This window comes from Salipiger sp., assembly GCF_059781815.1.
Genome location: NZ_JBYNAH010000180.1, coordinates 1 through 11353 on the forward strand (window position 1 = coordinate 1; position 11353 = coordinate 11353).

Here is an 11353-nt window from a genome sequence, read left to right on the forward strand (position 1 = left end):
TCCTGCGCCAATGGCGGCGGCTACTACCACTACAGCTACTCGGTGGTGCGCGGCTGCGATCGCATCGTTCCGGTCGACGTCTACGTGCCCGGCTGCCCGCCGACCGCAGAGGCGCTGCTCTACGGCCTGATGGCGCTGCAGAAGAAGATCCGCCGCACCGGCACGATCGTGCGATAGGCGAGGCGGGGAGAGAGACATGACGCAAGCACTGAAAGAACTCGGCGGCCATCTCGAACTGCGGCGCCCCGACTGCGTGCTCGGCTGGGCGGTGGCCTTCGGCGAGCTAACGGTCGACGTGACCCCGGCCAACATCCCGGGCTTCGTGGAGTTCCTCAAGACCGATCCGTCCTGCCGGTTCTCGACCCTGGTCGACATCACCGCGGTGGATCATCCCGAACGCCCCAAGCGCTTCGACGTGGTCTATCACTTCCTGTCGATGTACCAGAACCAGCGCATCCGCCTGCGCGTCGCCGTGCGCGAGGACGAGGTGGTGCCGTCGATCACCGGAACCCACGCCAGCGCCGACTGGTTCGAGCGCGAGGTGTTCGACATGTTCGGCATCATCTTCTCGGGCCATCCGGACCTGCGCCGCATCCTCACCGACTACGGCTTCCGCGGTCATCCGCTGCGCAAGGATTTCCCGACCACGGGCTATGTCGAGGTGCGCTACGACGAAGAGCTCAAGCGCGTGGTCTACGAGCCGGTGAGCCTGGTGCAGGAATACCGCCAGTTCGACTTCATGTCGCCGTGGGAAGGCGCGCAATACGTGCTGCCCGGCGACGAGAAGGCAGAGGCGAAATGATGCGTGCAACGTTCGAGGCCAAGATTTTTCGGACGAAAAATCTTACCGCCCCCGCGATGAGAGGAGCGCTGCAATGATGGACGGCTCGAAATTCGACGACGGCAGCACCGACGCGCTGTCGGGCGAGCAGAAGATCCGCAACTTCAACATCAACTTCGGGCCGCAACACCCGGCGGCGCACGGCGTGCTGCGCCTGGTGCTCGAGCTCGACGGCGAGATCGTCGAGCGTTGCGATCCGCATATCGGCCTGCTGCACCGCGGCACCGAGAAGCTGATGGAGAGCCGGACCTACCTGCAGAACCTGCCCTATTTCGACCGGCTCGACTATGTCGGCACGATGAACCAGGAGCACGCCTGGTGCCTCGCCATCGAGCGCCTCACCGGCGTCGAGGTGCCGCGCCGCGCGCAGCTCATCCGGGTGCTCTACTGCGAGATCGGCCGCATTCTGAACCACCTGCTGAACGTGACCACGCAGGCCATGGACGTGGGCGCGCTGACGCCGCCGCTCTGGGGCTTCGAAGAGCGCGAGAAGCTGATGATCTTCTACGAGCGCGCCTGCGGGGCGCGCCTGCACGCGGCCTATTTCCGCCCCGGCGGTGTGCATCAGGATCTTCCCCCGGCGCTGATCGACGACATCGACACCTGGTGCGAGGAGTTTCCGGCCCGGCTGCAGGATATCGACGACCTGTTGACCGAGAACCGGATCTTCAAGCAGCGCAACGCCGATATCGGCGTGGTGACCGAGGACGAGATCCAGCAATTCGGCTTCTCGGGCGTGATGGTGCGCGGCTCGGGCCTCGCCTGGGACCTGCGCCGCGCGCAACCCTACGAGTGCTATGACGAGTTCGAGTTCCAGATCCCCGTCGGCAAGAACGGCGATTGCTACGACCGCTACCTCTGCCGCATGGCCGAGATGCGCGAGAGCGTGAAGATCATGAAGCAGGCGATCGAGAAGCTGCGCCTGCCGGAAAACCAGGGCGACGTTCTGGCGCGCGGCAAGATCACCCCGCCGAAGCGCTCCGAGATGAAGACCTCGATGGAGGCGCTCATCCACCACTTCAAGCTCTACACTGAGGGCTTCCACGTGCCCGAGGGCGAGGTCTATGCCTGCGTCGAGGCGCCCAAGGGCGAGTTCGGCGTCTATCTCGTGGCCGATGGCAGCAACAAGCCCTACCGCGCCAAACTGCGCGCCCCGGGCTTCCTGCACCTGCAGTCGATGGATCACCTCTGCCGCGGCCACCAGCTGGCCGACGTGGCGGCGATCCTCGGCTCGCTCGACATCGTGTTCGGCGAGGTCGACCGCTGAGGCGGCACCTGGAATGACGGGCGGGGCGCGATTGGCGCCCGGCCGACCGGCTTTGACGGGGGCACGCTCCGGGGGCCGCAACAAGGACAAAGGACGAGGGAACGAGATGCTGAAGAAAAGCTGGCTGCTGCTGCCGCTCATCGCCACCGCCGGCTGCCTCGCGCTGCCTCCCAAGGGCATCGACGACGCGCAGCTGCGGGCCTTTGACGAGGCCGTGGCCTCGATCGGCTGCAACCTCGATTACGAATCCGACTACCTGCCGGTCGAGCTGCAGACCGGGCTGAGCCGCGAGCAGGTCCAGCAGGTCGCCAATTACCGCATCGCGGCGGGGGCGGGCGAGGCCACCGATGTCGGCGGCTTCCGCCTGACCACCGGCGCCTGCACGGCTGCCGCCGAAGCGCCCGTGGCCGAGGCTGCGCCCGCGCCGGCAAGCGCCGGCTGAGACCGGTGACCGGCTCCGCCGCCATATCCTTCCCGAGCGCCCGGCGCCGGTAGAGACACCCTGAACAAGAGGCCATCCGACTGATGCTTCGCCGCCTTCATCCCGACCAGCCCGAGAGTTTCGCCTTCACCCAAGCCAACATGGCCTGGGCCGAGGGGCAGATCAGCAAGTATCCCGCCGGTCGTCAGGCCAGCGCAGTGATCCCGCTGCTGTGGCGGGCGCAGGAACAAGAGGGCTGGCTGACCCGCCCGGCGATCGAGGCCGTGGCCGAGATACTCGACATGGCCTATATCCGGGTCCTCGAGGTCGCGACCTTCTACTTCATGTTCCAGCTGCAACCGGTTGGTTCCGTTGCGCATATCCAGATTTGCGGCACCACCACCTGCATGATCTGCGGCGCCGAGGACCTGATCGGCGTCTGCAAGGACAAGATCGCCGGCAAGGCGCACGAGGTCTCCGCCGACGGCAAGTTCTCCTGGGAAGAGGTCGAGTGCCTGGGCTCCTGTGCCAACGCGCCGATGGCGCAGATCGGCAAGGATTACTACGAGGATCTCACCGCCGAGCGCCTGGCCGAGATTCTCGACGAGCTGGCCGCCGGCAAGGTGCCGGTGCCGGGTCCGCAGAATGGCCGCTATGCCTCCGAGCCCAAGGGCGGTCCGGTGGTGCTGACCGAGCATGTCGAGGGCCGCGCGGAGTACAACGCCTCGGTCGAGCTCGCCACGACCATCGGCGACACGGTCAAGCGCATCGACGGCACCGAGGTGCCGCTGCGCACCCCGTGGCGCGACCGCTCGGACGAGAAGGGCGATGCCGAGCCCGACACCCACGCGCCGAAGCTGGCCGAAGGCGTTCCGGCGGACGACACCGGCGTCGACAAGCGCGAAGCGCCGGTCGAACCCGCCGCCAGGGTCGAAAGCCCGGTCGAGGAGGCCGATGTCGGCACCCGCCCCGAGGCGCTCGAGGCCCCGCGCGAGGGCGGCGCCGACGATCTGAAGATGATCAAGGGCGTCGGGCCGAAGCTCGAAGAGCTGTGCCACAGCCTCGGCTTCTACCATTTCGACCAGATCGCCAACTGGTCCGAGGACGAGGTCGCGTGGGTCGATGCGAACCTGCAGGGCTTCAAGGGCCGGGTGACCCGGGATGGCTGGGTGGATCAGGCGAAAGTCCTATCCTCCGGTGGAGAGACGGAATTCTCCGGTCGTGTTAAGAAGGGTGGCGTCTACGAGGACTGACGCGAACCCACACGACCTTTTAGGGGAGGACTGGAATGACGGACATGGCAACGAACGGGACCTGCAAGCGCAATTGCTGGATCGCGGCTGCGGTAATCGGGGTCTTCGTGGCGCTGTTTGCGCTCGGGGCTCACAAGGGGATCGTCGCGGCGATCCTGCTCGGGATCCTGGCGGCGGCGCTGCTGGGAAGCCTGTTCGTCTGGCTGGCCTGCGCCCCGGTGCCGAAGCTCGGCGCCCGCAAGACCACTGCGCCCGCGCCTGCGGCAGAACCGCAACCCGCGGCAGCGCCCGCGCCGGCAGAGAAGGCCGCCGAAGCGCCGGCCAAGGTCGAGGAGGATGCGCCTGCGTCCGAGGAGACCGCCCCCAAAGCCGCGCCGTCCGGGGCATCTGACGAGCCGCTGATCAAGCCGAGCAAGCCGCTCGCCGGTCAGGCCGAGCTCGCCGCGCGCAAGGGCGCCTGGAAATACGAAGGCGAGGCCGAGGCCGCGCCGCATGCGCCGGAAGGCGAGGGCAGCCAGCCCGAGGCCCTCTCGGCCCCGCGCGACAGCGGTGCCGATGACCTGAAGGAGATCAAGGGCGTTGGCCCCAAGCTCGAGGCGCTGCTGCACGAGCTGGGGATCTACCATTTCGACCAGATCGCCGGCTGGAGCGCCGCCGAGGTGGCGTGGATGGACGACAACCTCAAGGGCTTCCGCGGCCGTGTGTCGCGCGATGACTGGATCGGGCAGGCCAAGGTTCTTGCAGCCGGGGGCGAGACCGAGTTCTCGACCCGCGTCGACAAGGGCGAGGTCTACTGAGGCCGCGAAACACCACCCGCCCCGGGCCGCGATGGGCCGGGGCATGACGAAACGAAAAGACGGGCCGCGGCGCGATGGGCGCGCCGCTTAGCTCTCTGGGCCAAGGGAAGGGCCAAGGCATGACCGATCGGGACCGCCAAAACCGGCAGGGGCGCATCATCGCGCTCGTGATCGCCGGCACCGGGCTGGCCTGGATCGCCGCCATGCTGGCCGGCGAGGCGCTGGGATGGTCCCAGCGCACACGCGCCTTCTTCGACCTGGCGGCGATCGCCGGGTTCGGGACGGCGATCTGGATGATTTACGGGCTCTGGCGCGCGCGCCAGCAGAACAAGGACTGATGCGATGCTGAAGGACGAGGACCGCATTTTCACCAATCTCTACGGCATGCATGACCGCACGCTGCAGGGTGCGAAGAAGCGTGGCCACTGGGACGGGACCGCCGGGATCATCGGCAAGGGCCGCGACTGGATCATCGACGAGATGAAGGCCTCGGGCCTGCGCGGCCGCGGCGGGGCGGGCTTCCCGACCGGCCTCAAATGGTCCTTCATGCCCAAGGAGAGCGACGGCCGCCCGTCCTACCTGGTGATCAACGCCGACGAATCCGAGCCCGCGACCTGCAAGGACCGCGAGATCATGCGCCACGATCCGCACACGCTGATCGAGGGCGCGCTGATCGCCAGCTTCGCCATGGGCGCGCACACCTCCTACATCTACATCCGCGGCGAATACATCCGCGAGCGCGAGGCGCTGCAGGCGGCTATCGACGAGGCCTATGACGCCGGCATGATCGGCAAGAACGCCTGCGGCACCGGCTGGGATTTCGACCTCTACCTGCACCACGGCGCCGGCGCCTATATCTGCGGCGAGGAGACCTCGCTGCTGGAAAGCCTCGAGGGCAAGAAGGGCATGCCGCGGATGAAGCCGCCGTTCCCGGCGGGCGCGGGCCTCTACGGCTGCCCGACCACGGTGAACAACGTCGAGTCCATCGCCGTCGTGCCGACCATCCTGCGCCGCGGGGCGAGCTGGTTCTCGGGCTTCGGGCGCAAGAACAACTCCGGCACCAAGCTCATGGGGCTCACCGGCCACGTCAACACACCCTGCGTCTTCGAGGAAGAGATGTCGCTCTCGGTGCGCGAGATCATCGAGAAGCACGGCGGCGGCATCCGCGGCGGCTGGGACAACCTCAAGGCCATCATTCCCGGCGGCGCGTCCTGCCCGGTGCTGCCGAAGGACAAGCTCGAGGATGCGATCTTCGATTTCGACTGGATGCGCGAGAACAAGTCGAGCTTCGGCACCGGCTGCATGATCGTGATGGACCAGAACACCGACGTGGTGAAGGCGGTCTGGCGGCTGGCGAAATTCTTCAAGCACGAAAGCTGCGGCCAGTGCACGCCCTGCCGCGAGGGCACCGGCTGGATGATGCGCGTGATGGACCGCTTGGTGCGCGGCGAGGCGGAGGTCGAGGAGATCGACATGCTGCTCGACGTGACCAAGCAGGTCGAGGGCCACACCATCTGCGCGCTCGGCGACGCGGCGGCTTGGCCGATCCAGGGCCTGATCCGGCATTTCCGCGAGGAGATCGAGGACCGCATCAAGGCCAAGAAGACCGGCCGCATGGGCGCGATGGCGGCAGAGTGAGCATGACGTTGCGCGCTCCATATCTCCTCGCGCCCCTTGCGGCGCTGCTGCTGTCGGGCTGTGCCTCCGGCACGGCGACGAGCAGCGGCTCGGCGCTGCCCGCGGGCGGTTCGCTCGAGGCGCGCTGGGAGCGTCGCGTGGTGACGCTGCTGGTGGCCGAGCGCATCGCCGATGCCTGCTACGGGCAGGGGATCTACATGGCGCCGTCGCCCTATGGCGGGGCGGTGCACCGCGCCACCGAAGAGATGGTGGCGGCGGGCGAGGATCGCGCGGCGCTCGACGCGGTATTCGCATCGCATGACTTCAACGGCACCACTGCCGAGGTCACGCGCTATCTCGCGTCGCGCGGCGGCTCGGTCGAGGCGCCGGCCAGCCTTTGCGCCGTGGGCGAGGCCGAGATCGCCGAAGGCTCCGATGTGGGCCAGGTGCTGACGAGACTGTGAAGGACGGGATGGGCAAGGTGAGCAAGCGGAACAGCATCGGGACCATTGCGGCGCTGGCGCTGACGGCCCTGGCCGTCGCCGGATGCGGCAGCATCAAGAACGATTACAACTACGGCGGCGTCACCTTCTCGGGCAAGGTCAAGGCGGTGAAGGGCGACCGCGCCAGCTTTGTCTCGACCGCCGGTCCCGCCAGCGCCTCGCTCGACGGCGCCATCGGCGGCGCCGAATACGAGGGTATCAAGTACTGCATCGAGTATCTTGGCACCTCCGACATCGACTGGCAGGTCGGCCCCGAAACCCCGCGCGAGCAGCTTTTGCTGACCGACAACAAGGTCACCTTCCGGGGGCGTTGCGCGGAGTGAGAGGGTTTGCCGTCATATCAGCGGCTTGCCGCGCATGTTATTGCATAACGCAAGCTGCGGTCCCCACCTCGGTACGTGGAGGAGTGCGCCCGCTCGCGCGCTCCGAAAGCACGCATCGGAGGACTGACATGCGCATCATCAAGACGCTTCTTCTGGCCGGCGCGACCGCGCTCGCGAGCCTGCCTGCCGCCGCCACCGCCAAGGCGCCGCTGGGTCAGGTCAAGGAGATCCATGACGGCCTGCTGGCGGTTGGCATCGCCGACGAGATCCGCAATGTCTGCGGCAGCATCGACGCGCGGATGATCACCGCCTACGCCTATCTCGCAAGGCTCAAGTCGCGGGCGCGCTCGCTGGGCTACAGCGAGGACGAGATCGAGGATTACGTGACCTCGAAGCAAGAGAAGAAGAAGATGCGCGCCGAGGGCGAGGCATGGCTGGAGGCCCGCGGCGTGACGCTGGGCCAGGAAGCCGGCTATTGCCGCGTCGGCCGCGAAGAAATCAGCAGGGGCTCGCAGATCGGCGCGCTCCTGAGGGCCCGGTGATGCGGCGCGGCGCAGAGAACGCCACGACGCTCCTTGCCGGAGCCGCGGGCGGCCTTTGCGCCGTGCCGAGCCAAAATTCTGTCTGGGAAGATGCCAATGAGTGACCTGCGCAAGATCATCATCGACGGGAAAGAGCTGGAGGTCGATCCGGCCATGACGCTGATCCAGGCCTGCGAGCAGGCCGGGATCGAGATCCCGCGCTTTTGCTACCACGAGCGCCTGTCGATCGCCGGCAATTGCCGCATGTGTCTTGTCGAGGTGGTGGGCGGCCCGCCGAAACCGGCGGCCTCCTGCGCCATGCAGGTGCGCGATCTGCGCCCCGGGCCCGAGGGCCAGCCGCCGGTGGTCAAGACCAACTCGCCGATGGTCAAGAAGGCGCGCGAGGGGGTGATGGAGTTTCTGCTCATCAACCACCCGCTCGATTGCCCGATCTGCGACCAGGGCGGCGAATGCGACCTTCAGGACCAGGCGATGGCCTATGGCGTCGATTTCTCGCGCTTCCGCGAGCCCAAGCGCGCGGTCGACGATCTCGATCTCGGCCCGCTGGTCGAGACCCACATGACCCGCTGCATCTCCTGCACCCGCTGCGTGCGCTTCACCACCGAGGTGGCGGGCATCTCCCAGATGGGCCAGACCGGGCGCGGCGAGGATGCGGAGATCACCAGCTACCTCAACCAGACGCTCGACTCGAACCTGCAGGGCAACATCATCGACCTCTGCCCGGTGGGCGCGCTGGTCTCGAAACCCTACGCCTTCACCGCCCGCCCCTGGGAGCTGACCAAGACCGAGAGCATCGACGTGATGGATGCGCTCGGCTCCAACATCCGGGTTGACACCAAGGGCCGCGAAGTGATGCGCTTCCTGCCGCGCAACCATGACGGCGTGAACGAGGAGTGGATCTCGGACAAGACCCGCTTCGTCTGGGACGGCCTGCGCCGCCAGCGCCTCGACAAGCCCTATATCCGCGACAACGGCAAGCTGCGCCCGGCCAGCTGGCCCGAGGCGCTTACCAAGGTCGCCGAGGCGCTGAAGGGTGCCAAGAAGCCGGTGGGCCTCGTTGGCGATCTGGCTTCGGTCGAGGCGGCGTTCTCGCTCAAGACCCTGATCGAGGGGCAGGGCGGCTCGGTCGAATGCCGCACCGATGGCGCCAAGCTGCCCGCCGGCAACCGCTCGGCCTATGTCGGCAACGCGCTGATCGAAGACCTGGATTATGCCCGCGAAGTCATCCTCGTCGGCGCCAACCCGGCGCAGGAAGCGCCGGTGCTCAACGCCCGCATCCGCAAGGCCTGGCTGCATGGCGCCACCGTGAAGCTCATCGGCGAGCCGGTGGACCTGACCTATGACTACGAGCATCTCGGCGCCGACCGCGCGGCGCTCTCCGCCGCGGAAGCGGGCGAGGGCGCGGTGGTCATCGTCGGGCAGGGCGCGCTGCAGGAGGCCGATGGCGCCGCGGTGCTCTCGACCGCGATGAAGCTGGCCGAGGCGGCCTCCGCCAAGTTCATGGTGCTTCACACCGCTGCTGCCCGCGTCGGCGCGCTCGACGTGAATGCCGTGACCGAAGGCGGCATGGCGGCGGCGATCGACGGCGCCGACGTGATCTGGAACCTCGGCGCCGACGAGGTCGAGATCGCCGAGGGCCCGCTGGTGATCTACCAGGGCAGCCATGGCGACCGCGGCGCGCACCGCGCCGACGTGATCCTGCCGGGCGCGGCCTATACCGAGGAAAACGGCCTCTTCGTCAACACCGAAGGGCGTCCGCAGCTCGCGATGCGCGCCTGCTTCCCGCCGGGCGAGGCCAAGGAGAACTGGGCGATCCTGCGCGCGCTTTCCGCCGAGCTGGGCGCCACCCTGCCGTGGGACAGCCTGCCGCAGCTGCGTCAGAAGCTGGTGGCCGAGGTGCCGCACCTGGCGCAGATCGACGAGGTGCCGGGCAACACCTGGGCCAGCACCGAGCCGGGCTCGCTGGGCGATGCGTCGTTCCGCTACGCGGTCAAGGATTTCTACCTGACCAACCCGATCGCGCGGGCGAGCGTGCTGATGGCCGAGCTTTCGGCCAACGCCAAGGCCCGCCGCGACCAGCCGCTCGCCGCCGAATGACCATGCGGGCGCGTCTCTCCCTCTCCTGCTTCGCGCTGACGGCGCTGGCCTCCTGCGCCGAGACGGCGTCGGAGCCCGACGCGCCGTTCGTGCCGGCCTACGAGGGGGTGGAGACGCGGCTGCTGGATGGCGATCTGGTGAATTTCTTCGTGCAGATGCGCGGCGCCCGCGATGCGGCGGATGTCGAGGATTACGCCCGTTGCGCCGCGGCGCAGTACGCGCTGATCCGCGGCTACGGATTTGCGCGGCATCTGCGCACGAATGTCGCGCAAGAGGGTGGCCTCTGGCGCGGAGATGCTGTTTACACGATCTCGGCGGCGCTGCCCGCGGGGCTGAAGACAATCGACGCCGAAGTCGTCGCATCAGCCTGCGCCGAGAACGAAATACCGATGGTGTGAGGGACACTTGATGGCAGACTTCTTCTCAACCCCATTCGGAACCTTCGTGATCATCCTTGCCCAGTGCGTCGCCGTGCTGGCCTTCGTGATGATCTCGTTGCTGTTCCTCGTCTACGGCGACCGCAAGATCTGGGCCGCGGTCCAGATGCGGCGCGGGCCGAACGTCGTGGGGACCTTCGGTATCCTGCAATCGGTGGCCGACGCGCTCAAATACGTCGTCAAGGAGGTGGTGATTCCCGCCGGCTCCGACAAGGCCGTGTTCATGCTGGCCCCGATGATTTCCTTCGTCATGTCGATGATCGCCTGGGCGGTGATCCCGTTCTCGGACGGCTGGGTGCTCTCGGACATCAACGTCGCCATCCTTTACGTCTTCGCGATATCCTCGCTCGAGGTCTACGGCGTGATCATGGGCGGCTGGGCATCGAACTCGAAATACCCGTTCCTGGGCTCGCTGCGCTCCGCGGCGCAGATGATCTCCTACGAGGTCTCGATCGGCCTGATCATCATCGGCGTGATCATCTCGACCGGCTCGATGAATTTCGGCCATATCGTCGAGGCACAGGATACCGGCTGGGGCTTCTTCGGCTGGTACTGGCTGCCGCATTTCCCGATGGTCTTCCTGTTCTTCATCTCGGCGCTGGCCGAGACCAACCGCCCGCCCTTCGACCTGCCGGAAGCGGAATCCGAGCTCGTCGCCGGCTACCAGGTGGAATACTCGGCCACGCCCTTCCTGCTGTTCATGGCCGGCGAATACATCGCCATCTTCCTGATGTGCGCGCTGACCTCGCTGCTGTTCTTCGGCGGCTGGCTGTCGCCGATCCCGGGCCTGCCCGACGGCGCGCTGTGGATGGTTGGCAAGATGGCCTTCTTCTTCTTCATCTTCGCGATGGTGAAGGCGATCACGCCCCGCTATCGCTACGACCAGCTCATGCGGCTCGGCTGGAAGGTGTTCCTTCCGTTCAGCCTCGTGTGGGTGGTTTTCGTGTCCTTTGCCGCCAAGTTCGGCTGGTTCTGGGGCATCTTCGCCCGCTGGACCACGGGAGGTTAAGCTAGCTCATGACTCAGATCGATTACGGCCGCGCCGCGAAATATTTCCTGCTGGCGGATTTCATCAAGGGCTTCCAGCTCGGGTTGAAATACTTCTTCGCGCCCAAGCCCACGCTCAACTATCCGCACGAGAAGGGCCCGCTCTCGCCCCGCTTCCGCGGCGAGCACGCGCTGCGCCGCTACCCCAACGGGGAAGAGCGCTGCATCGCCTGCAAGCTCTGCGAGGCGATCTGCCCGGCGCAGGCCA

The 11353-nt window shown here is 67.1% G+C and carries 15 protein-coding genes; all 15 read left to right on the forward strand.

What is annotated here, in order from left to right:
- A partial coding sequence (locus tag AC6RA4_RS18290) for an NADH-quinone oxidoreductase subunit B family protein (RefSeq protein ID WP_500162826.1) occupies positions 1–177 on the forward strand: 177 nt, incomplete at its 5' end.
- 19 nt (positions 178–196) lie between these two features.
- Entirely contained in the window at positions 197–802 is a 606-nt protein-coding gene (locus AC6RA4_RS18295; RefSeq protein WP_500162805.1) for an NADH-quinone oxidoreductase subunit C, read from the forward strand.
- A gap of 76 nt (positions 803–878) precedes the next feature.
- Complete coding sequence (locus AC6RA4_RS18300; protein WP_500162827.1) at positions 879–2108, forward strand: NADH-quinone oxidoreductase subunit D; 1230 nt, start codon at positions 879–881, stop codon at positions 2106–2108.
- 106 nt (positions 2109–2214) lie between these two features.
- Positions 2215–2550, forward strand: coding sequence for a hypothetical protein (locus AC6RA4_RS18305; RefSeq protein WP_500162806.1), 336 nt, complete (start codon positions 2215–2217; stop codon positions 2548–2550).
- A gap of 83 nt (positions 2551–2633) precedes the next feature.
- Complete coding sequence (gene nuoE, locus AC6RA4_RS18310; protein WP_500162808.1) at positions 2634–3782, forward strand: NADH-quinone oxidoreductase subunit NuoE; 1149 nt, start codon at positions 2634–2636, stop codon at positions 3780–3782.
- A 35-nt stretch (positions 3783–3817) separates the two neighbouring features.
- Positions 3818–4579, forward strand: coding sequence for a helix-hairpin-helix domain-containing protein (locus AC6RA4_RS18315; protein ID WP_500162809.1), 762 nt, complete (start codon positions 3818–3820; stop codon positions 4577–4579).
- Positions 4580–4698: 119 nt separating this feature from the next.
- A complete protein-coding gene (locus AC6RA4_RS18320; RefSeq protein WP_500162810.1) occupies positions 4699–4917 on the forward strand; it encodes a DUF5337 domain-containing protein in 219 nt (72 codons plus the stop codon).
- 4 nt (positions 4918–4921) lie between these two features.
- Complete coding sequence (gene nuoF, locus AC6RA4_RS18325) at positions 4922–6217, forward strand: NADH-quinone oxidoreductase subunit NuoF (protein WP_500162812.1); 1296 nt, start codon at positions 4922–4924, stop codon at positions 6215–6217.
- Between the two features lie 2 nt (positions 6218–6219).
- Positions 6220–6660 carry a DUF5333 family protein gene (locus AC6RA4_RS18330; protein WP_500162814.1) on the forward strand — a complete coding sequence of 147 codons (441 nt, stop codon included), beginning with the start codon at positions 6220–6222 and terminating at the stop codon, positions 6658–6660.
- An 8-nt stretch (positions 6661–6668) separates the two neighbouring features.
- A complete protein-coding gene (locus AC6RA4_RS18335) occupies positions 6669–7022 on the forward strand; it encodes a hypothetical protein (RefSeq protein WP_500162816.1) in 354 nt (117 codons plus the stop codon).
- Between the two features lie 128 nt (positions 7023–7150).
- A complete protein-coding gene (locus AC6RA4_RS18340; RefSeq protein WP_500162818.1) occupies positions 7151–7564 on the forward strand; it encodes a DUF5333 domain-containing protein in 414 nt (137 codons plus the stop codon).
- Between the two features lie 96 nt (positions 7565–7660).
- The gene (nuoG, locus tag AC6RA4_RS18345) at positions 7661–9661 is read left to right on the forward strand and encodes an NADH-quinone oxidoreductase subunit NuoG (protein WP_500162820.1); all 2001 of its coding nucleotides are present in this window, start codon (positions 7661–7663) and stop codon (positions 9659–9661) included.
- 2 nt (positions 9662–9663) lie between these two features.
- Complete coding sequence (locus tag AC6RA4_RS18350; RefSeq protein WP_500162821.1) at positions 9664–10059, forward strand: YNQ4 family lipoprotein; 396 nt, start codon at positions 9664–9666, stop codon at positions 10057–10059.
- A 10-nt stretch (positions 10060–10069) separates the two neighbouring features.
- Positions 10070–11107: an NADH-quinone oxidoreductase subunit NuoH gene (gene nuoH / locus AC6RA4_RS18355; protein WP_500162823.1), complete on the forward strand. Its 1038-nt coding sequence runs from the start codon at positions 10070–10072 to the stop codon at positions 11105–11107.
- An 8-nt stretch (positions 11108–11115) separates the two neighbouring features.
- Positions 11116–11353: NuoI/complex I 23 kDa subunit family protein (locus AC6RA4_RS18360; RefSeq protein WP_500162824.1), on the forward strand; the 238-nt coding region annotated here is incomplete at its 3' end.

Coding starts and splice junctions, on each gene's coding strand:
- AC6RA4_RS18295 (WP_500162805.1), top strand. CDS start 197: ATGACGCAAGCACTGAAAGAACTCGGCGGCCATCTCGAACTGCGGCGC.
- AC6RA4_RS18300 (WP_500162827.1), top strand. CDS start 879: ATGGACGGCTCGAAATTCGACGACGGCAGCACCGACGCGCTGTCGGGC.
- AC6RA4_RS18305 (WP_500162806.1), top strand. CDS start 2,215: ATGCTGAAGAAAAGCTGGCTGCTGCTGCCGCTCATCGCCACCGCCGGC.
- nuoE (WP_500162808.1), top strand. CDS start 2,634: ATGCTTCGCCGCCTTCATCCCGACCAGCCCGAGAGTTTCGCCTTCACC.
- AC6RA4_RS18315 (WP_500162809.1), top strand. CDS start 3,818: ATGACGGACATGGCAACGAACGGGACCTGCAAGCGCAATTGCTGGATC.
- AC6RA4_RS18320 (WP_500162810.1), top strand. CDS start 4,699: ATGACCGATCGGGACCGCCAAAACCGGCAGGGGCGCATCATCGCGCTC.
- nuoF (WP_500162812.1), top strand. CDS start 4,922: ATGCTGAAGGACGAGGACCGCATTTTCACCAATCTCTACGGCATGCAT.
- AC6RA4_RS18330 (WP_500162814.1), top strand. CDS start 6,220: ATGACGTTGCGCGCTCCATATCTCCTCGCGCCCCTTGCGGCGCTGCTG.
- AC6RA4_RS18335 (WP_500162816.1), top strand. CDS start 6,669: ATGGGCAAGGTGAGCAAGCGGAACAGCATCGGGACCATTGCGGCGCTG.
- AC6RA4_RS18340 (WP_500162818.1), top strand. CDS start 7,151: ATGCGCATCATCAAGACGCTTCTTCTGGCCGGCGCGACCGCGCTCGCG.
- nuoG (WP_500162820.1), top strand. CDS start 7,661: ATGAGTGACCTGCGCAAGATCATCATCGACGGGAAAGAGCTGGAGGTC.
- AC6RA4_RS18350 (WP_500162821.1), top strand. CDS start 9,664: ATGCGGGCGCGTCTCTCCCTCTCCTGCTTCGCGCTGACGGCGCTGGCC.
- nuoH (WP_500162823.1), top strand. CDS start 10,070: ATGGCAGACTTCTTCTCAACCCCATTCGGAACCTTCGTGATCATCCTT.